This window comes from Stenotrophomonas sp. LMG 10879 (genome assembly GCF_002750935.1).
Taxonomy (GTDB): Bacteria; Pseudomonadota; Gammaproteobacteria; order Xanthomonadales; family Xanthomonadaceae; genus Stenotrophomonas; species Stenotrophomonas lactitubi_B.
The window spans coordinates 213,569-233,864 of sequence record NZ_PEJT01000001.1; the positions used below are offsets into that span (position 1 = coordinate 213,569).

Sequence of the window (20,296 nt, forward strand, 5' to 3'; positions counted from 1 at the left end):
GTCAGATCACCTCGAGCTCGGCGCTCAGGGCGCCGGCCTGCTTCAGTGCTTCCAGGATCGCGATCAGGTCGCCTGGTGCCGCGCCAACGGCATTCACCGCATGCACGATCTCGTCCAGGGTGGTGCCGCCATTGAACTTGAACATGCGGCTGCCATCGTTGGTGGCAGTGATGGTCGACTGCGGCGTGGCCACGGTCTGGCCACCGGCGAAGGCGTTGGGCTGGCTGACGTTGGTGTTTTCCTGGATGGTCACCGTCAGCGAACCGTGCGAGATCGCGGCCGGGCCGACCCGGACCTGCTGGCCGATGACCACGGTGCCGGTACGCGAGTTGACCACCACCTTGGCCGGCGCAGCGCCCGGGGTCAGTTCCAGGTTTTCGATGCGTGCCAGCAGGCCGATGCGCGCACCGGCATCGGTCGGCGCACGCACGGCCACCGTGCCACCGTCCACGGCGCGGGCCGAGCCCTCGCCGAAGGCATTGTTGAGTGCACCCACCATCCGCGAGATGGTGGTGAAGTCGCTGTTGTGCAGGTTCAGGGTGATCTCGCCGCTGGCACCGAACACATCGGGCAGGGCGCGCTCAACGGTCGCACCGTTGGGAATGCGGCCGACGCTGGGCACGTTCACCGACACGCGCGAACCGTCCTTGCCCTGCGCGCCAAAGCCGCCGACGATCAGGTTGCCCTGGGCAATCGCATAGATCTGGCCATCGGCACCGCGCAACGGCGCCATCAGCAGCGAGCCACCGCGCAGCGACACCGCGTTGCCGATGGAGGACACGGTGATGTCGATCGGCTGGCCGGGCTTGGCGAACGGCGGCAGCTCGGCATGGATCGCCACGGCTGCAACGTTCTTCAGCTGCGGGTTGACGTTGGCCGGCACGTTGACGCCGAGCTCGCCCAGCAGGTTCTTCAGGCTCTGCACGGTAAAGGGCGCCTGGCTGGTGCGGTCACCGCTGCCATCCAGGCCGACCACCAGGCCGTAGCCCACCAGCGCATTGCCACGCACGCCGCCCACCTGGGCCAGGTCCTTGATGCGCTCGGCGCTGGCCGGGGCCATCACCATCAGCAGCAGGACCAAGCAGTAGAGCGACGCCATGCGTCGCTGCAGGAAATATCGGAATGAAATCTTCATGGCCATACTCAGAACGGCGTCAGGCCGGAGTTGAAGAAGCGGCTCAGCCAACCCATCGCGTTGGACTGCGCGACAGGGCCGCGGCCGCCATAGACGATGCGCGCTTCAGCCACGCGGCTGGAGGGCACGGTGTTGTCCGCGCTGATGTCGCCGGGGCGCACGATGCCCTGTACCTGCACCAGCTCATCACCCTGGTTCAGCCGCAGGTTCTTCTGCCCCTGCACCACCAGATTGCCGTTGGGCAGGCGCTGCACCACGGTCACGGTCACGTTGCCCTGCAGGCGGTTGCTCTGCGCGCTGTTGCCCTTGCCGGTGAAGTCGCGCGCGCCCTTGGCCGTCGCACTCAGGATGTCCTTGCCGCCCAGGGTGACCGGTGCACCGAGAATCGACGGCGTGCCGAGGCTCAGGTTCGATTCCTTGTTGGTGGCGGTGTTGGCACTGGTCTGCGCGGTGGTGTTTTCCAGCAGGGTGATGGTCAGCAGGTCGCCGACATCGCGCGCACGGCGGTCCGAATATAGCTGCAGCGTCGGGCCGGCGGCGTAGATCGCGCCGGCGGTCGGTTCGGCCTGCGGCGGCATGATCGGCTGCAGCGGCGCCATCGTCGGATAGGGGCGCACGTCGCCAGCGATCACGCAGCCACCGAGCAGGGCAGCCACGGCGCAGGCGAGGGCAGTACGGGCGAAGGAAGAAAGGGGCGACATGGCAGTTTCCCGGTGAGGGCGGTCAGAGCTTGTTGCTGAGGTAGCCGAGCATCGAGTCGGTGGTCGAGATCGCCTTGGCGTTCATTTCGTAGGCGCGCTGGGTTTCGATCATCGACACCAGCTCTTCCACCACGTTGACGTTGCTGCCTTCCAGCGCACCCTGCACCACGGTGCCAAGGCCGTTCAGGCCGGGGTTGCCGTTCTGTGCCGGGCCGGAGGCCGTGGTTTCCAGGAACAGGTTTTCACCGCGTGCCTGCAGGCCCGCCGGATTGACGAAGTCGGTGAGGGTCAGCGCACCGACTTCCACCGATGCCGCACCGTCAGCCATCTTCACGCTGATGGTGCCGTCGGTACCGATGGTCACCGACTGCGCGCCTTCGGGAATCTGGATGCCCGGCTGCACCGGGTAGCCGCTGTTGGTGACCAGCTCGCTGTCCTGGTTGATCTTGAACGAGCCGTCGCGGGTGTAGGCCGAGCTGCCGTCGGGCATCTGCACTTCGAAGAAGCCGCGGCCGTTGACCATCACGTCAAGCGCGCGACCGGTCTGCTGCTGGCTGCCCTGCTCGAAGTTCTTGGCGGTGGCCACCACGCGCACGCCGGTGCCGATCTGCAGGCCGGTGGGCAGCTGGGTCTGTGCCGAAGAGGAACCGCCGGGCTGGCGCACCTGCTGGTACAACAGGTCCTCGAAGCTGGCGCGGTCCTGCTTGAAGCCGGTGGTGTTGGTGTTGGCGAGGTTGTTGGAAACCACCGACATGCGCATCTGCTGCGCATCCAGTCCGGTTTTCGCGATCCACAATGCCTGGTTCATCTTCGGAGTCCTGTCTGGGTGAAGCCGGCCGCGCGATGCGGCCCATGGGGTAGGGAGTGCAAGCGGCGTGCCAGCACCGGCTCAGGCCGGTGCCGGAATTCCGTCAGCTGCCCAGGCGCAACAGGCTGTTGGCGCTGCGCGCGTTGTCATCGCCGTGCTTGATCACCTGCACCTGCATTTCGTACTGGCGCTGCAGCTGGATCATCTGTACCAGCGCGCCGGCGGCATCGACGTTGCTGCCTTCCAGCTGGCCGCTGTGCACCGCCGTGCCCTGCGCCTGGGCGAACGGCTGCAGCGGATCGGTATTGCGGAACAGGCCATCCAGGCCGCGTTCGAGGCGCTCATCCGGCGCCTGCACGACCTTGATCCGGCCGATCATCGCCATCGTCTGCGGGCCTTCGCCCTGCGGGATGATCGAGATCGTGCCGTCGTTGCCGATCTCCATCGCCTGGTAGGGCGGAATTGCTATCGGGTTGTTGTTGTCATCCAGTACCGGACGGCCGCTGGAGGTCACCAGCTGGCCGTTCGGGGTCACCGACAGCGCGGCGCCACGGGTGTAGGCCTCGCTGCCATCGGTGGACTGCACGGCCAGCCAGGTGCCGGTCTGCAATGACAGGTCCAGCGGCTTGCCGGTGATGTGCTGCGCGCCGGCGGTGCGGTTGAAGCCTGCATCGACGTGCAGCGCATCCACCCGCGAGGCAAAGCCCGGGCCACGGATCGGGAAGGCTTCGGTGTTGGCCAGCGCTTCCTTGAAGCCGGGGGTGTCCGAGTTGGCGAGGTTGTGGCTGAGCGTTCCCTGCGCCTGCAGGGAGGCGCGGGCACCGGTCATCGCCACGTAAAGGGCTTTATCCATGCGAGGAGTTCCGTGACAGGGTCAGCAGGTCATCAACGGATGTTGATGACGGTCTGGGTGATCTGGTCCTGGGTCGTGATCATCTGCGCGTTGGCCTGGAAATTACGCTGCGCAGTGATCATGTTGACCAGCTGTTCGGTCAGGTCGACGGTGGAGGATTCCAGCGAACCGGCCTGGATCTTGCCGAGGTTGGAGGTGTCGGCGGCGCCGGTGCGCGGCGTGCCCGAATCGAAGGTCTCCACCCACAGGTTGTTGCCCTTCTGCTCCAGGCCCTGCGGATTGTTGAAGCTGGTCAGCGCCACCTGGCCCAGCGGCTTGTCGTCGCCGTTGGAATAGCGGGCGAACACCACGCCGGTTTCCGACACGGTGATCTCGTTGAGCTTGCCGGCCGCGTAGCCATCCTGCTGGGTGTTGCGCAGGGCGAACTTCTCGCCGTACTGGGTCGAGCCGCTCACATCCAGCGTCATGTTCAGCACGCCAGCGCCGGTGGTCGGGGTGAAGGTGCCCAGGCTGATCTTGCCGTTGGCCGGTGCGGTCAGCTTGCCGGCGTTGTCGAAGGTCAGCGGGGTCGGCGTGCCGGCCGGCTGGCCATCGACGTAGTTGTGCACCGTCCAGGCGTTGGTGGCCGCTTCCTTCACGAAGTAGGACACCTGGGTATGGCTGACGCCCAGCGAGTCATACACGGTGATGCCGCCGCTGGAGTGGCTGTAGCTGTTGGAATTGGTCGGGTCGAAGGTGGTCACCGTCGGCTGCTTGGCATTGCCCGGCAGGGTGAAACCAACCTTGACTTCGCTGGTCTGCTTGGGCGGGCTGTCGGTGGTCAGCAGCTGCAGGTCGACCAGGCGGCCGGCGTCGAAGTTGGTGCCGTCGGCGTTCGGTGCGAACACCTGCAGGCGTGCGCCCTGCGGGTTGACCACGTAGCCGGCGGCGTCGGTCTGGAAGTTGCCGGCGCGCGAGTAGACGCGTGCACCGTTCATGTTCATGGTGAAGAAGCCCTCACCGGAAATGGCCATGTCCAGGCTGCGGCCGGTCTGCTCGTTGTTGCCCTGGATGAACTGCTGGGCGACGTTGGAGACGCGCACGCCCGAGCCGATCGCGTTCTTGGACAGGCCGTAGCTGGTGGCGGCGAACAGGTCGGCGAATTCCGCGCGCGACTGCTTGAAGCCGGTGGTGTTGACGTTGGCGACGTTGTTGGCGGTGACGCTCAGGTCCGAGTTGGCAGCGTTGATGCCGGACAGGGAAATGTTGAAGCCCATGGGATGCTCCTGTTGGATGCGGTGGGTGCGGCTCAGCTGACGCGGAGCACGTAGTCGAGAGGGGCCGTGCCCAGGCCCTTGAGATTCAGGTAGAGGCCGTCGGAACCGACGGTCACGCTTTCCACCGGCGCCTGCACGAAGGTGGACAGCTTGGTGCTCTTGCCGGTGGTGTCGACGTGGTTGGCGACGATGTTGTACTTGCCCGGCTCCATGCGCTTGCCGTTGGCATCCTTGCCGTCCCAGGTGAACGCGGTCTCGCCGGCAGCCTTGGCTTCAACGCTGATCGAGGTGACCTTGGCGCCGTTGGCGTCGGTGACGTCCACGGTGACGATGCCGGCGGCCGGTGCGGCAACCGTGCCTTCCACTGAACCTTCCTTTTCCAGCACCAGCTTTTCCGACGGCACCAGCACCTGGTGGCCGACCAGGGCGGCGCCACGCAGCACCTGGTCGCTGGCCATCGACTCCTGGAAGCCCTTCACCGACTTGTTCAGATCGGTGATGCCCTGCACGGTCGACATCTGCGCCATCTGCGAGACCATCTGCGTGTTGTCCATCGGCTTCAGCGGATCCTGGTGCTGCAGCTGTTCGGTCATCAGGCGCAGGAAATCGGCCTGGTCCAGCGTGTTCTTCTTCTTGGTGGCGTTGCTGTTGGGGGCGTTCAGGCCGAGGGCGGCGTAGACGTCCTGGTTGCTCTGGTTGTTGACGGCAGTGGTCATGGCGGTGTCCGGTGCAGCGGGCCTCAGCGGCCCATGGTCAGGGTGGCCAGGGCCAGTTCCTTGGCGGTGGTCAACATCTCCACGCCGGCCTGGTAATTGCGCGAGGTGGAGATCAGGTTGACCATCTGCGCCACCGGATCGACGTCGGGCTGGTAGATGTAGCCATCGCCGTCGGCCAGCGGATGGCCCGGCTCGTAGCGCTTGATCGGCGCCGCGTTGCTCTGGGTGATTTCCTTGACCTGCACCGAGGTGATGTTCGGATCGGTCTTGCTGGTGACCGCCTGGAAGATCGGTTCCAGCGGCTTGTACACCGCGTCGGCGGAGCCGGCGATGCTGTCAGCGTTGGACAGGTTGGAGGCGATGGTGCTCATGCGCACCGACTGCGCCTGCAGTGCGGAGCCGGCGATGTCGAAGATCGGCAGGTTGCTCATGGCTTATTGCCCCGTGATCGCGGTGAGCATGGAACGCACCTTGCTTTCGACGAAGCTCAGCGAAGCGCGGTATTCCAGTGCAGCGCGGCCATAGGCGGCGCGTTCGGCATCGGGGTCGACGGTGTTGCCGTCGATGCTGGGCTGCACGCCCTCGCGGGCCACCTGGAACGGATTGAGGCCACTACCGATTTCGTAGTGCTGCTCGTTGGTGGTGGTCATCAGGCCGTTGGCATCCAGCCCTTGGGCATGGCGCAGGGCCGAATCGAAGTCCAGGTCCTGGGCCTTGTAGCCGGGGGTGTCGGCATTGCCGAGATTGCTGGCGATCAGCTTCATGCGCTGTTCGCGCAACGGCATTGCCTGGGCATGGACGCCCAGGTAGTCGGTAATCAGGTTGCGCACGGTGCACTCCCACGGGAACGTTGCCCGGGAAGCTGCAAGTGGTGTGCCAAAGGCGCGGGGTCAGATCCCCGCAGGGGCTCTGACCCCGCGGGTCACGCATTGCGATGTATGGGGTCGGAGCCCCTTTTGGGGTCCGACCCTACGGGCGGCCTTACGCCGCCATCGCTACCTTGCGCAGGCGATCCAGCACGAAGTCGGCCAGCTCGTGCGGCGAATACTTGGCGACGAAGGCATTGGCCCCCACGCGCTCGACCATCGCGTTGTTGAATACGCCCGACAGCGAGGTATGCAGCAGCACGTACAGCCCGGACAGGCCGGCGTGCCGCCGGATTTCCGTCGTCAGCGTATAGCCGTCCATCGCCGGCATCTCGATGTCCGAGATCACCATGGCGTAGCGTTCGGCCGGGTTTTCACCCGAGGCATGGATCTGCAGCAGGTGGTCCAGTGCCTGCTTGCCGTCCGAGAGCAGGGTCGCACCCACCCCCAGCTGGTCCAGCACGCTGCGGATCTGCTGCCGCGCCACGCGTGAATCATCCACCACCAGCACCTGCAGCTGCGGGGCATCGGCGGGCATCGCCATAGCCGGGTCGAGCACCGCTTCACCGCGCACCTGCGCGATGTCGGCCAGCACGCTTTCCACGTCGATCACCTGGATCAGCTCGCCCTGGAAGCGGGTCACTGCGGTCAGGTAGCTGGATTCGGCGCCCAGTTCCGGCGGCGGGTGGATGTCTTCCACCGCGATGTTGACGATGCGCTCCACGCCGCTGACCAGGAAGCCCTGGATCGAGCGGTTGAACTCGGTCACCACCAGATAGCCCGGTGCAGTGTCCGCATCCGGCTCGCGCTCGGGGTGGCCGATGGCCAGGCCCAGGTCCAGTACCGGCACCGAGCGGCCGCGTACATCGGCCACGCCGGCAAACTGGCCGGGCAGGCCGGGCACCTGGAACAGCTCCGGGCGGCGCAGCACTTCCTGCACCTTGAAGACGTTGACGCCAAAAAGCTGACGTCCGCCGAGGCGGAACAGCAGCAGCGCCAGGCGATTGTGGCCGGCCAGTCGGGTTCGCTGGTCGATCCGGTTGAGCAGGTCATGGGACATGGCTGCTGTATCGGCGCGGGCAGGGTGGAACTTGAGGGCGAGTGCAGAGGCGGGCCGGCAAGGTGTCCACCCTTTGCCAGTGGCACGCAGCTTGCACGCGTCTGGGCCAGGTCTTACCGACAGGAGGCGCCATGCGCCGCATTGCTTCTTTCCTTGCCATTGCACTGGCCGTGGCCGCGCCGTGGGCAACCGCAGCCGACTGGCAGCCGGTGGCCAGCATCCGCGCCGCGGCACTGTCGACCCTGGCCGCAGGTACCGAAGGTGAGGCGGTCGTCGCCGATGCGCTGCGTCTTCCCAAATGTGGCGGCGCATTGCAGGTGCAGCCCACGGCCAACACCACGGTGGAGGTGAGTTGCCCCGATGCCGGCGGCTGGCGCCTGTTCGTGCCGGTGAAGGTGCGCCGCAACCAGACCGTACTGGTGCTGACCCGTGGCATTGGCACTGGAGAATCCATCGCCGCCGCCGATATCAGTACTGCCCAGCGTGACGCGGCACGGATTGCCGGCGCAGTGCTGGCCGATCCTGCCGCAGCGATCGGCCGCATCGCCCGTCGGCCGTTGCCGGCGGGAACCCTGTTGTCCAGCAACGATCTGGTGGCACAGCGTCTCATCAAGCGAGGAGACAGTGTGGCACTGGTATCGCGGCGTGGCTCGGTCGAGGTCCGTATCGCCGGGCGCGCACTGGGCGATGCCGGGCAGAACGAGCGCGTCTCGGTGGAAAACCTGTCCTCGCGCCGTATCGTGCAGGGCACGGTGGACGCGGCCGGTGACGTAATCGTGGCGCGTTGAAATAATGCAGAATTCCCCTAAAGATCACGGCCCTGCGGCCGTTATCCCTTGTGTACGGCAACTCCAGGACACCCCATGAGCCAGAAAATCGACGGCAACCTGCAGGTCCCCCAGGCACTGCGCAGCGTGACCACCCCGGCCGCCAAGCCCGGCGTGAGCACCGATTCGGCGGCACGTCCGGTCGAGGCGGCTGACAGCCTGCGCCTGACCGGCGAAGCCACCAACCTGCAGGCCATCGAGCGTGAGCTGAGCACCGCCCCGGCGATCGACGCCCAGCGTGTTGCAGCGGTGCGCGAATCACTGCAGAACGGCACCTACAAGATCAATCCGGACGCGATCGCTTCGCGCATGCTTGAACTGGACCAGCAGCTGCAAGGATGACCGCGGCGATGAGCGAGCCGCTGCAGCGCCTTGCCCAGGCCCTGGACGTTGAACGCCAGGCCCTGGTCGAGCACGACGTGCACGCCCTGATCCGTGCCACCGGTGCGAAGCTGGAAGCGCTGCGTGCGCTGGAAGGCGCGCCACCGGTGGGCGAGGGCGAGCAGCTGCAGGAACTGGCCGAGCGCAACCGTGCCAACGGCGTGCTGCTGTCGCGGCGTCGGCGCGAGGTCAACTGGGCACTGCGCCAGATGGGCCGCACCGAAGAGTCCTCGGCATACGATGCCAAGGGCCAGTCGCATACCGTCACTGCGCGCCGGCCGCTCGCCGTCGCCTGACCTGCCGGCGGTCGGCTGACTGCCCGATGGCGGCTGTCGGCCGCCGCACGAGCGCGTATATTGGGCGCCTGTTTGATCGCCTCGAGTCGCCGTGTCCGCCGCCAACGTTCTGGTTACCGCCCCCCTTCCGCCGCAACCGGTGCTGCAGGCCCTGCTTGAGCGCCTGCGCGAAGGTTTGTTGCTGTTCACCGAAGATGGACAGGTGGCCTTGGCCAACCCGGCCGCACAGAGCCTGCTGGGCAGCGACGAAGGCGCCTTGCCGCCGCCGCAGCGCCTGCGTGAACTGCTGCCGCCGGATGCCCTCGAACATGCGCGCCAGCACGGTCACTGGAACGGCAGCCTGCCGCTGGGCGAGGGCGTGGTCATCGCTCATCTGTACTTCCATGGCGAGCCCGGTTCGGGGCACTACCTGGCCTTGTTCCGCCATATCGAAGGCCAGGAAGACTACGAACGCGAACTGCAGCAGCGCCATGCCGAACTGCGCCAGGCCTACCTGCGCTTGAACGGCACCCAGGAAAAGCTGCTGCAGTCGGAGAAGATGGCCTCCATCGGCCAGCTGGCTGCCGGCGTGGCGCATGAGATCAACAACCCGATCGGCTACGTGCATTCCAACCTGGGCAGCCTGCAGGAATACCTGCGCAGCCTGTTCACGGTGATCGAAGCCTACGAGCGTGCCCTGCGGGCGCCGGACCCGAAGGCGTTGATTCCGGAAATCGACGATATCCGTGACCGCCTGGACATCGATTTCATCAGCCGCGACCTGCCGCAGCTGATGGCCGAATCACGCGAAGGCATCGAGCGGGTCACCCGTATAGTGCGCGACCTGAAGGACTTCTCCTATTCCGGCCGCGATGAGTCGTGGAAGCTGGTCGACCTGCATTCCGGCCTTGAATCGACCATCAACATCATCTGGAACGAGCTCAAGTACAAGGTGCACCTGGTACGCGAGTTCGGCCAGCTGCCGCTGGTGGAATGCCTGCCGTCGGAGTTGAACCAGGTCTACATGAACCTGCTGCTCAACGCCGGCCACGCCATCGCCGAGCGCGGCACGATCACCGTGCGTACCGGCGTGGACGGCGACACGGTGTGGGTGGAATTCGAAGACACCGGCGGTGGCATCTCGCCGGAACTGCGCCAGCGCATCTTCGATCCGTTCTTCACCACCAAGCCGGTGGGCAGCGGTACCGGCCTGGGCCTGTCGATCTCCTACAGCATCATCAACAAGCACCACGGCCGCATCGACCTGGACAGCACCCCGGGCGTCGGCTCGCGCTTCCGCCTGGTATTGCCGATCAAGCAGCCGCGGTAACGGTAGTGCCGGCCAGCGGCCGGCACTACCCGTATGCAGGATCAGCGCAGCGGTGAACGATCCTCGCCGCCGTCGGCCGGCTCGGCGGCGACCGGCCCACCGTTGCTGCGCCGCTGTTCCTCGTAGGTGCGGAACGCCTGGTGGATGTGCTTGCGCAGCTCGTCGTCGTTCCACGGCTTGGTCAGGAACCGGTAGATCGCACCACGGTTGATCGCATCGGTCACCGTGTTCAGATCGGTATAGCCAGACAACACCAGACGGATCGTGTCCGGGTACAGCATCTTCACCCGGCCCAAAAACTCGGTGCCGCTCATGTCGCTCATGCGCTGGTCGGACAGGATCACCTGCACGTCGTTGATCGCCAGCAGATCGAACGCATCGCGCACGTTGCCTGCGGCCAGGATGCGGTAGCCATCGCGGCGGAACAGGCGCACCAGCGAGCGAAGCACGTTCTCCTCGTCGTCCAGCAGCAGCAGGGTGCGGTCCGGCCGGGTTTCGGCGAATGCTTCCGGACGCAGGTAGCGGCGACGCAGGGTCATGCCCGCGGCATCGGCCGACATCGGCTCGCCGAACAGATAGCCTTGGAACACATCGCAGTCATTGCGACGCAGGAAGCCGAGCTGCGCCTGCGATTCCACGCCGTTGGCGATCACCGTCATGCCCAGCTGGTGGCCCATCGCAATGATCGCGCGGGCGATCGCCGCTTCACGATTGCCGGCAGGCGCGCTCTTGATGAAGCTGCGGTCGATCTTCAGCTTGTCCACCGGGTAGCGCACCAGCGCACTCAGGCTGGAATCACCGGTACCGAAGTTGTCCAGGCTCAGGCTGATGCCTTCGTTGCGCAGGTTGGCCAGTGTTTCGTGGACGAAGTTGACGTTGTTGGTCAGGGCGCTTTCGTTGATCTCCAGCGTCAGCATCTGCGCCGGCACGCCAGAGGCCTGGATCACGCCCATGACCTCGGCAAAGAAGTTCGGCCGCAGCAGCTGCAGGGTGGAAACATTCACCGCGATGGTGAAGTCGTCGAAGCCCTGGTCGCGCCACAGCCGGGCCTGCTTCAGCGCGCCTTCCAGCACCCAAGTGCCGATCTGCACGATGATGCCCAGGCGCTCGGCGGTGCGCATGAAACGCTCCGGCACCAGCATGCCCAGCGTGGGCGACTGCCAGCGCAGCAGCGCCTCCATGCCCACCACGTGGCCATCGCGGGCGCTGACCAGCGGCTGGTAACGCAGCTTCAGTTCGCCATTGGGAATGGCATCGACGATCTGCCGCGCGATGATGCTCTCGCTGTGCGCGCTCGGCGGCGTGTCCACCGCATGGATGCGCACCGCATTGCCACCTTCGCGGGCGGCCTGGTACAGCGCGTCCTCGGCATGGTCGAGCAGGCGCGAGGCATTGCTGGCGTGCTCCGGGCACAGGCTCACGCCCAGCTTGCCGGTCATGAACAGCGTGTAGGGCAGTACCGAGAGGGGCAGCTCCATCTGCTGGCGGATCTCTTCGGCGAAATCCTCGGCCAGCGGCAGATCGGCGGTGCGCGGTACGGCAATCAGGAACTCATCGCTGCCATGCCGCCACAGCATGCCGCGTCCGCGCAGATAGGACTGCAGACGCTGGGCGACCAGCACCAGGGCCTGATCACCGACCTCCGCGCTCATGTTCTCGTTGACCGAGGCGAAGTGGTCGATGTCCACATGCATCAGCATCAGCGGGGTGCCTCCGGAAGCGGCTTCGGCGACCATCGCCTGCAGCTCGGGGTTGCCGGCGCCGAGGCGATCAGGCGCATCATCGATGCTGACCGGGGGCAGGTTGGGGTTCCACATGGGCTCAGTATTCCGCTGACTCGACGGCCGCCGTAACAGCGGCCTGGTAAGGAAGGTGGACATCGACGAGGGTACCGGCGCCATGCGCCGACTCGATCCGCACATGGCCGCCCACGCTCTGCGCGCGCTCGCGCATCACGATCAGGCCCAGGCCGCGCGGGCCATCCGGGTCGAACCCTTCGCCATCGTCACGGATCATCAGGTGCAGCCCGCGCTGGTCGACATCGCGCAGCTGCAGCACCACCTGGCTGGCGCGCGCGTGGCGCAGCACGTTGGTCAGGCTTTCCTGAGCGATGCGGAAACAGGCCTGTTCGATGCTGTTGTCCGGGCGCGTGGGCAGCGATTCGATCTCGGCCTGCAGCTCGACGCTGGACGAGCGGAACAGCACCCGCGCCTGCCAGCTCAATGCTGCCTCCAGGCCCAGTGCATCCAGCTGCGGCGGCCGCAGCAGGGTGGAGATGTCGCGCAGCTTGGCGACGGTGGTATCGGCCAGGCTGACGATCTGCGCCAGGTCCTCGCCGCGCCGTTGCGCATCGTCCTCGTCCTGCGCCGCATAGGCCGAAAGCTTGATCGCGGTGATCGCCTGGCCGATGTCATCGTGCAGGTCGCGCGAGATTGCCCGCCGCTCGTCCTCCTGCAGCGAGAACAAGCGGCCGGCCATCGCCTGCAGCTCGCGGTTGCTGGTCTCCAGCGCACTGCGGGTCTGTTCCGATTCGCTCAGGTCGCGCACGATCAGCAGCTTGCAGTCGCGCCCGCCATAGCGCACGTCGCCCACTGCAAGGCCCGCCTGGAAGCTGCGGCCATCGGCACGCTGCATCGCCACCACACTGCTGTGGCCCGGGCTGTGATGGGGCTGTCCGGCGCGCATCTGCGCGCGCGTGCGGGCCAGATCGGCGCCTGCCACCAGGGCCGACAGCGGTTCGCCCAGCAGCGTGTGGCTGCCGTAGCCGAACAGGCTGGCCGCCCATGCATTGGCATACAGCACATGTTCGTCGGACAGGATCACCACGCCATCGGGCAGTACCCGCACCAGCTCGCGGAACTGCTCCTCGCGTTCGCGCAGCAGGCGCCGCGACTGTTCGCGCTCGGTTACGTCCTGCAGGGTGCCCAGGATCCGGTCACGGCCAGCCTCATCCACACCGCTGGCGGCACGCAGGTGCACCATCAGCGCGCGGCCATCCATTGCCAGGACTGGCAGCAGCACATCCACCTGCACCTGCTCACCCGAGCACAGCTCGGCCAGCACCTGCTCGGTCTGTGCCGCGGTGGCCGGGTCGGCTGCCACCAGCAGTTCGTCGAAACGGTGCCAGCGTCGCGCTTCGGGCGGGCGACGGCCGAGCAGGCGATAGACCTGGTTGGAGTAGCGGCCCTGGCCGGTGGACGGGTCCAGCTCCCACGCGCCGATCCGGGCCAGTTCGTGGGCTTCTTCCACCCGCGCCAGTGCCTGGTCGCGCCGCAGCTGGGCCAGGTCTTCGGCGGTGCGGTCGATGGCGATCAGCAGGCGCGCAGTGTGCCCGTCGTAGTCGATCGCGTTCGAGCGCAGTTCCATCTGCCGCAGGCTGCCGTCGCGCAGCTGCAACTGCGCGCGCAGGATGCACAGCTGCTCGGGTGCCTCGCGGATCTCCTCCAGCTTGGTCTGCAACGCCTGGTCCTGGCCTGGTGGCCAGAGCACATCGATGGTCTGCGTCAGAAGCGAATCGCGGTCCCAGCCGAAGGTGCTGCAGGCGGCAGGATTGGCGTCGAGGATGGCCAGCGTGTCCAGGTCATAGACCAGGATCGGGCCCGGGTTGCCTTCGAACATCTGCCGCAGGCGCAGCTCGGAGGCCTGCAGGCGGGCATGGGTGTGCAGCACATGCTCGGCCAGCGGCCGCAGCAGCAGGTACAGCAGGCCCGCGCTGGCCAGGGCGAAGAATGCGCCCTTCACGCTCTGCCAGAGTGCTGCCTGCTGTGGGTCCGGCACGAGGGCCGTCACCGCACCGTCGCTGGCGATCATCCACGCCAGCGCCATTGCCAGGTAGCTCAGCACCACGCGCCGACGGTCGCGACCCAGCGCCTGCGCCATCCGCGGGTCGGGAACAGGGGCAGTGCCGGTCGGTTCTACGGGCATGGACAGGGCAGGCAGGAGGGCAGGGATGAGGGGGTGCCGGTCATCTTACCGCGCAGGTGTGCGCTGGCCACTCAATTATCCGCCGCAGGCGCCGTTAACCACTGCGTGCCCCGCTGTCGGGCGTTTCATCCGGAGCAAGATCGCGTGGACCAAGGGATCATCGCCAGCCTGCTGCAGCATCCGCTCGCCTCGGCGCTGGTCATCGTCGACCGTAGCGGTCGCCCGCTCGCGGCCAATCCGGCCGCGCGCGAGCACGGTCTGCCGGCCACGGTGGCTGCCTACGCGCCGATGCTGGAGGACCTGCGCCTGCTGGCCGCCGACGGTGGCATCGTCGCCTGCACGCTGCCGGGCGGCCCACGCGGCCATTACGCAGGCCACCTGCGCGCCGTGCATGATGGCAGCGGCAATCTGCTCGCCTTCACCCTCAGCGTGCCCGAGCCGGTACCGATCGACGGCGGTGGTCGCTGGGAGCTGGCGCTGGACAGCGCTGGCCACAGCCTGTGGGACTGGGACATCCCCAGCGATCGGGTGTCCCGCACGCCTGCGCTGGGCGAGGAAACCGCCACCCAGATACTGGCGCGCGTGCACGCCGACGACATCACCCAGGTTCGTGCCGCGCTGGATGAACATCTGCAGGGCGGCAGTGAGCAGTACAGCGCCCAGTTCCGTTTCCGCCAGGCCGATGGCCAGTGGCGATGGGTGCTGGACCGTGGCCGGGTGGTCGCGCGTACCGCCGATGGCCAGCCGCTGCGCATGGTCGGCACCCATACCGACATCGAACAGCAGAAGCAGCTGGAAGCCCTGCTGCAGGAGCAGCAGCTGCATCTGCGCGAAGCCCAGCGCATCGCCAGCATGGGCAGCTGGTCGTTCGATCCGCATAGCCGCCATTTCTGGTGGTCGCCGGAGCTGCGCTCGCTGCTGGCGCTGCAGCAGGGCAGCATTCCGGGGCAGCGACGCTGGCTGAAGCAGCTGCACCCGCGCTCACGCGGTGCACTGCGTGCCGCCTGGCGCCGCCTGTGGCGTGATGGCCGGGCTGCCAACATCGAACTGGAACTGACCCGCGGCAACGAACCCTCGCAGCATCTGCGGCTGTGGATGCAACCGCTGCTGGACATGGACGGCCAGCCCAAGCGCTTGCTGGGGCAGGTGCAGAACATCACCGAACAGCACCAGACCGACGCGCTCATCCGCTGGCGCACCGAGCTGCTCAACCGCGTATCCGCGCTGGGCCGCATCGGCGGCTGCGAGATCGAAGTTGCCACGCGCAACATGCAATGGACCGAGGAGTGCTATCGCATCCACGGCCTGCGCAAGGAGCCGATCACCCTCGACCAGGCGCTCGCGCTGTATGCCGAGGACTCGCGTGCAGCCTTTGAGGCGGCGCTGGGGCGGATCGCTGGAGGCGGCCTGCCCGAGCAGCTGGATCTGTGCTTCTACCGCCAATCCGGCCTGCGCGTATGGGTACAGGTGCTGATCGAACTGGATCGTCGCGATGGACTGCCGCCGCGCTTCGTGGTCCTGTTCCGTGACATCACCCGCGAGCGCGAAGCCAACGAACGCATCGAGCTGCTGGCCCATTACGATCTGCTGACCGGGCTGCCCAACCGCGTCCTGCTGGGCGAGCAGACATCCGAGGCCATCGAGGAAGCGCGCGATCGCGGCACCTCGCTGGCCATGCTGTTCATCGACCTGGATGGCTTCAAGAACATCAACGACAGCTTCGGCCATGCCACCGGCGATGCGCTGCTGAAGGCCGCCGCGACCCGGCTGCACCAGAACCTGCGCAACAACGACCTGTTCGGCCGCTTCAGCGGCGACGAGTTCATCGTGGTGCTGCGCGACCTGGCCGAGCCGGAAGATGCCGGGCATGTGGCGCGCAAGCTGATCAATTCGCTGGCCGAACCGCTGCGCCGTGGCGAGACCACCTTGAAGGTGGGTGCCAGCGTGGGCATCGCCATGCTCGGCGAGAGCCAGACCGACTTCGATTCCCTGCTGCGCGCAGCCGACGCGGCGATGTACGCGGCCAAGGAGGCCGGCCGCAATACCTATCAGTATTACAGCCAGGACGCGTTGGCGCGGATCCAGCGGCGGCTGGAGATCGAGCACGGCCTGCATGGCGCCATCGAGCGCGACGAGTTCAGCCTGGCCTACCAGCCGCTGCTGCACGCCCATCACGGCGAGCCGCCGGCGATCGAGGCGCTGCTGCGCTGGCATCGTCCGGGGATCGGCTACTGCAGCCCGGCCGAGTTCATTCCGATTGCCGAAAAATGCGGCGAGATCGTCCGCATCGGCGACTGGGTGCTGTCCGAAGCCTGTCGCCAGGCGGCAGCGTGGGACCGTGCTGGTCTGCACTTCGAGCGCATTGCGGTGAACGTGTCGGCGGTGCAGTTGCGTGATCGTGGTTTCGCCGAACGCGTGATCGAGATCTGCCACGCGCATGGCTGGCCACCGCAGCGGCTGGAACTGGAACTGACCGAGTCTGCCCTGATCCGTGACACCGACATCCTGCGCCACTGCTTCGACGTGCTTGAACGGCATGGCGTGCCGCTGGCGGTCGATGACTTCGGTACCGGCTTCTCCAACCTCAACTACCTCAACCGCTTCCCGGTCGGCCGGCTGAAGATCGATCGCAGCTTCGTGCAGGGCATGTTGCATGATTCCGGTACCGCCGAAGTCACCCAGGCGATCGTGCACCTGGGCCACGCGCTGGGCATGAAGGTGGTGGCCGAGGGCGTGGAAACACACCAGGAAGAAGACATGCTGCGCCGGCAGGGCTGCGATGAGATCCAGGGCTACCTGTACTCACGCCCGCTCAGCCCGCGCGACCTGGCGCAGTGGCTGCGCCAGCAGCACCTCGCGCCAGGCCGCACCGACGCCGCCAGCGAAGTGGTGCTGGCGCGTTGAGGCGCCGCGACCCTGCCTTGGTGGGTGCCCGCACGGTGGAACAGGTCCTGGTGGGTGCCGACCGTTGGTCGGCACGGTTGCCTGCACGCGCGATCATCCACGCATGGCGTAGATCTACACTGCTCTGGTAGATGCCGACCTTGGTCGGCACCGATGCCTGCACGCGCGATCATCCACGCATGGCGTGGATCTACACTGCTCTGGTAGATGCCGGCCTTGGTGGGCACTGATGCCTGCGCGAGCGTTCATCCACGCATGGCGTGGATCTACTTTGGCGCGGCAACCAGCCGCTGCGGGAGCTCGGACCGCAGCCGTGCGCGCACCGCTTCGACCACGTCTGCATAGCGTCGCCGCTGGATGTAAAAGCCCATATAGAACAGCAGCAGGGCCACCAGCATCGGCCACGCCGCTGGCCGGACCAGAATGATCGGCACCAGCATCAGCGTCAGGCCCAGCGCGAACCAGCTGCACAGCCCGACCACCCGCACCTCCCGGCGCCGCGCGTCGATCATCACCCGGCCGCGCATCAGCGGAAAATAGCGACCTCCGAAGCTGGGCGCGAAGCTCTCGCGAAAGGCGATGCTGCCGTCAGGCAGCGCATGGAACACCAGACGCAACCAGGTGTCGGTCGGCAGGTCATGCTCCAGGCCAGCGAGCGAAAGCTGGGCCAGCTCTGCAGGCGTAGCAGCGATGCGTTGGTTGAACAGGACGATACCGGTGCGGAAGAAGAACGGCGCCCACATCACCAGCAGCAGGACCTCGACCAGCAGCAAGGTAATCAAGGCGATGGCCATCGGTCTTCCATGAACGGGATCGGCGCATCATGCCATAGCGGCTGCGTAGTATCCGGAAGCTGCCTGGTAGATCCACGTCATGCGTGGATGACGTCCAGAACGAGCCGCAGTCCTGGCGGGCCCGTCCAAAGAATCTAGCAGTTTCTTCGGATCAATCCTCTTCCACCAGATCGCTGAGATCGAGAATTTGTGGGTCAACACTGTGTGCGACGATGCTGCGGATCATTCCGGGCTTGGGCCGAAGTGAATAGGCCAGCATCGTGTGGATGGGATTGAACTCCAGCCAGAGACAGGATGAGTGCCCCACGACTACCGGCATGTTGAAACTGATCTCCTTGGGATCATCCAATGGGAGAGTCCATTTGCCACCGTGATGCTGGCACACGAGATCGCCAAGATAGCGTGCAAACACAACTCTCAGAGCACCCTGTTCGTCCTCCGACAGCGCTGCAGACATCAGTGCGTACAGGAACTCAAGGCGATCAAGGCTCTCCAGGCTGCCATCAAGGTCGATGCCGTGGGAGTGGCCTTGGTCGACCAACCACTCAATCTGGTCGTCCATGATCATCAGAAAGTCATCGAAGACCTCGTGGGCCTTTCCAAGGTCGAGTGCCATTTTGAATCCTGAGCAGCAAGGCAGAGCGGGGAGTCTGTCCCGCTTTCGCAGCTCAAGCCATGCAATAAATCTGAAAGCACTGTCGGCAGAGAGCGCCGATCGATGCAATAGATTTGAGACTGCAGTCGTTCAGGTGAAAGCCATCCACGCATGGCGTGGATCTACTTCAGCGCATCCCCATCCAGCCCCAAGTCCCACGCCAACCCCAGCAGGTCGTCGCCGGCCACAACCGGGGCAGGGCGCGCGTCGGCCAGCTTCTGCAGCTCCTGCATTTCTTCCCGGGCCACATCTTCCAGCTGTCGCAGCTGCTCACGTACGCCCGCATTGCGCGGACGCTCGTTCTCGTTGATCGGGGGCAGGGCACGGATCAGGGTCATGGTGCGCTTGCAGGATGCATCCAAAGGCGGGTCACACGCAAAGGCCCCGGCGGAACCGGGGCCTTGCACGCTGCCGGAAGAGGCAGCGGACATCAGGATCAGAACAGCTCGACCGCGCCGGCGGCCATGCTCTGCTGGGCAACCGGCTTGTGCGGCGGGCGCTCCCATTCGCTGCGCAGTTCGCGCAGGCGGTTGCCGGTGCGCTGCAGGGCAGTGGCGATTTCTTCGTCGAACACGCCGCCATTGCGATGCAGCAGTTCCTGCAGGGCCACCGCTTCGCGATTGATCGCGGTCAGGCGGTCCAGGTGGGTATGCACGCCGCCCAGGGCCTGGGTGGCGATGTCCTCGAACTGCAGGGCGCGCACTGCTTCGGCCACGCTGCCATCAATCGAGCGGGCGCAGTCGGACACTTCACGCATGCCGTCGCCCAGCGATGCATTGATCTGCGCCACGTTGTCGAGCATCGCCGCCGCTTCCTGGCGCGCTTCACGGGAGCGGTCCATATCGCGCGAGGCCATGTGCGAAACCGTTTCGCGGACCTTGGCGATGGCGTCCTTGGAGCTGTGTGCCAGCTTGCGGATCTGCTCGTTGAAGGTGGTCGAACGCTCTGACAGGTTGCGGACCTCGTCGGCGACCACGGCGAAACCACGACCGGCTTCACCGGCGCGCGCAGCTTCGATGGCGGCGTTCAGGGCCAGTAGGTTGGTCTGGTCGGCGATCGACTTGACGTCTTCCAGCAGCGCGAAGATGCCATCCAGGTGCTGCGCCATCTGGTCGATGTGCTGCACGGTGGTGCTGCTCTGGCCGCTGACCTGTTCCAGCGCTTCCACCAGCTGTTCCATGCGGTGGCTGGCGTGCTGGGCGAAGCGGGCAACGTCGAGGCCGGCGCCGCCTTCGTCACCGGCGCGGTCGACGATGCGCGACAGCGCCTGGCTCTGCTGGCGCGACTTGCGGTTCATGGCATCGAAGCTGCCGCCGAGGCTGGAGACGGCCTGGCGGATCAGGTCGCGGGCGCGTTCCACTTCGCCACGCGAACCGTCGATCTCGTTGCCAACGAAGTTGCGCAGCTCGGTCAGCAGCTGGTCCTGCTCACGCAGGACACGGGCATGTTCCGGGGAACGGTGCGCCTGGGCGCGGGCGGTCCACCACGCAAAGCCGAGCCAGCTCAGCGTCATCGTGGTCAGGATCGCCCAACGCAGGGCGACCGGCCATTCGAAACCGATGGCGAAGGGGAGCAGCAGGGTCAGAGCCAGGGGGGCGGCCAGACGGATGAAAATGCGTGAGTACATGGACGTTCTCGGGAGGTGCACGGAGGATGTATCGGCCGTACCCCCTTTCTCTTTAACGTCGATGTGCTTTGAAATGCATTCTGAATGCGCCGGTTTTCCGGCGCGGTCGGGCGGTCTGGGGTCAGAGCCCTTTCCCTGCGGGAATGGGATCCGACCCCGGGCGGTCGGTTGGCGGGGTCGGATC

Annotated in this window: 20 protein-coding genes; 5 read left to right on the forward strand and 15 right to left on the reverse strand. The window is 66.2% G+C overall.

All coding sequences use genetic code 11. The features are described 5' to 3' along the window. Position 1 precedes the first annotated feature (1 nt). From CR919_RS00875 to CR919_RS00915, 9 genes are all read right to left on the reverse strand, one after another. Complete coding sequence (locus tag CR919_RS00875; protein WP_243379775.1) at positions 2 to 1,135, reverse strand: flagellar basal body P-ring protein FlgI; 1,134 nt, start codon at positions 1,133 to 1,135, stop codon at positions 2 to 4. 8 nt (positions 1,136 to 1,143) lie between these two features. After that, positions 1,144 to 1,836 (reverse strand): flagellar basal body L-ring protein FlgH, encoded by a 693-nt coding sequence (flgH, locus tag CR919_RS00880; RefSeq protein ID WP_025879104.1) that lies wholly within the window; start codon positions 1,834 to 1,836, stop codon positions 1,144 to 1,146. A 22-nt stretch (positions 1,837 to 1,858) separates the two neighbouring features. Further along, on the reverse strand, positions 1,859 to 2,644 hold the full coding sequence (gene flgG, locus CR919_RS00885; protein ID WP_025879105.1) for a flagellar basal-body rod protein FlgG: 786 nt from the start codon (positions 2,642 to 2,644) through the stop codon (positions 1,859 to 1,861). Positions 2,645 to 2,747: 103 nt separating this feature from the next. Then, positions 2,748 to 3,497, reverse strand: coding sequence for a flagellar basal body rod protein FlgF (locus CR919_RS00890; RefSeq protein WP_099818408.1), 750 nt, complete (start codon positions 3,495 to 3,497; stop codon positions 2,748 to 2,750). A 32-nt stretch (positions 3,498 to 3,529) separates the two neighbouring features. Next, a complete protein-coding gene (gene flgE, locus CR919_RS00895) occupies positions 3,530 to 4,753 on the reverse strand; it encodes a flagellar hook protein FlgE (RefSeq protein ID WP_032974827.1) in 1,224 nt (407 codons plus the stop codon). Positions 4,754 to 4,785: 32 nt separating this feature from the next. Further along, a complete protein-coding gene (locus CR919_RS00900) occupies positions 4,786 to 5,469 on the reverse strand; it encodes a flagellar hook capping FlgD N-terminal domain-containing protein (RefSeq protein WP_025879108.1) in 684 nt (227 codons plus the stop codon). Positions 5,470 to 5,492: 23 nt separating this feature from the next. Further along, complete coding sequence (gene flgC / locus CR919_RS00905; RefSeq protein ID WP_025879109.1) at positions 5,493 to 5,900, reverse strand: flagellar basal body rod protein FlgC; 408 nt, start codon at positions 5,898 to 5,900, stop codon at positions 5,493 to 5,495. A 3-nt stretch (positions 5,901 to 5,903) separates the two neighbouring features. Beyond that, positions 5,904 to 6,299 carry a flagellar basal body rod protein FlgB gene (gene flgB / locus CR919_RS00910; RefSeq protein ID WP_025879110.1) on the reverse strand — a complete coding sequence of 132 codons (396 nt, stop codon included), beginning with the start codon at positions 6,297 to 6,299 and terminating at the stop codon, positions 5,904 to 5,906. Positions 6,300 to 6,450: 151 nt separating this feature from the next. Beyond that, the gene (locus tag CR919_RS00915; protein ID WP_025879111.1) at positions 6,451 to 7,395 is read right to left on the reverse strand and encodes a chemotaxis protein; all 945 of its coding nucleotides are present in this window, start codon (positions 7,393 to 7,395) and stop codon (positions 6,451 to 6,453) included. 131 nt (positions 7,396 to 7,526) lie between these two features. On the opposite strand from CR919_RS00915, the gene flgA reads away from it, so the two are divergent. The 4 genes from flgA to CR919_RS00935 all read left to right on the forward strand — a co-directional run bounded on the left by flgA (position 7,527) and on the right by CR919_RS00935 (position 10,208). Beyond that, entirely contained in the window at positions 7,527 to 8,183 is a 657-nt protein-coding gene (gene flgA, locus CR919_RS00920; protein WP_099818409.1) for a flagellar basal body P-ring formation chaperone FlgA, read from the forward strand. Positions 8,184 to 8,258: 75 nt separating this feature from the next. Beyond that, complete coding sequence (gene flgM / locus CR919_RS00925) at positions 8,259 to 8,564, forward strand: flagellar biosynthesis anti-sigma factor FlgM (protein ID WP_025879113.1); 306 nt, start codon at positions 8,259 to 8,261, stop codon at positions 8,562 to 8,564. Next, complete coding sequence (locus CR919_RS00930; protein ID WP_025879114.1) at positions 8,561 to 8,899, forward strand: flagella protein; 339 nt, start codon at positions 8,561 to 8,563, stop codon at positions 8,897 to 8,899. Before flgM ends, CR919_RS00930 begins: the two co-directional genes overlap by 4 nt. A 91-nt stretch (positions 8,900 to 8,990) precedes the next feature. Next, positions 8,991 to 10,208: an ATP-binding protein gene (locus CR919_RS00935; protein WP_099818410.1), complete on the forward strand. Its 1,218-nt coding sequence runs from the start codon at positions 8,991 to 8,993 to the stop codon at positions 10,206 to 10,208. A 41-nt stretch (positions 10,209 to 10,249) separates the two neighbouring features. Here the strand turns inward: CR919_RS00935 and CR919_RS00940 are convergent, their stop codons facing one another. Continuing rightward, the gene (locus tag CR919_RS00940) at positions 10,250 to 12,025 is read right to left on the reverse strand and encodes an EAL domain-containing protein (RefSeq protein WP_099818411.1); all 1,776 of its coding nucleotides are present in this window, start codon (positions 12,023 to 12,025) and stop codon (positions 10,250 to 10,252) included. A gap of 4 nt (positions 12,026 to 12,029) precedes the next feature. Further along, on the reverse strand, positions 12,030 to 14,132 hold the full coding sequence (locus CR919_RS00945; protein ID WP_099818412.1) for a PAS domain-containing sensor histidine kinase: 2,103 nt from the start codon (positions 14,130 to 14,132) through the stop codon (positions 12,030 to 12,032). A gap of 144 nt (positions 14,133 to 14,276) precedes the next feature. Here CR919_RS00945 and CR919_RS00950 point away from each other — a divergent pair, with 144 nt between their 5' ends. Further along, positions 14,277 to 17,036 carry an EAL domain-containing protein gene (locus CR919_RS00950; RefSeq protein ID WP_099818413.1) on the forward strand — a complete coding sequence of 920 codons (2,760 nt, stop codon included), beginning with the start codon at positions 14,277 to 14,279 and terminating at the stop codon, positions 17,034 to 17,036. 266 nt (positions 17,037 to 17,302) lie between these two features. On the opposite strand, the gene CR919_RS00955 is transcribed toward CR919_RS00950, so the two are convergent. The 4 genes from CR919_RS00955 to CR919_RS00970 all read right to left on the reverse strand — a co-directional run bounded on the left by CR919_RS00955 (position 17,303) and on the right by CR919_RS00970 (position 20,112). Beyond that, entirely contained in the window at positions 17,303 to 17,830 is a 528-nt protein-coding gene (locus tag CR919_RS00955) for a hypothetical protein (protein ID WP_099818414.1), read from the reverse strand. A 151-nt stretch (positions 17,831 to 17,981) separates the two neighbouring features. Next, positions 17,982 to 18,446, reverse strand: coding sequence for a hypothetical protein (locus CR919_RS00960; protein ID WP_099818415.1), 465 nt, complete (start codon positions 18,444 to 18,446; stop codon positions 17,982 to 17,984). Positions 18,447 to 18,607: 161 nt separating this feature from the next. Further along, positions 18,608 to 18,823, reverse strand: coding sequence for a hypothetical protein (locus tag CR919_RS00965; protein ID WP_099818416.1), 216 nt, complete (start codon positions 18,821 to 18,823; stop codon positions 18,608 to 18,610). 98 nt (positions 18,824 to 18,921) lie between these two features. Further along, a complete protein-coding gene (locus CR919_RS00970) occupies positions 18,922 to 20,112 on the reverse strand; it encodes a methyl-accepting chemotaxis protein (protein WP_099818417.1) in 1,191 nt (396 codons plus the stop codon). Positions 20,113 to 20,296 lie beyond the last annotated feature (184 nt).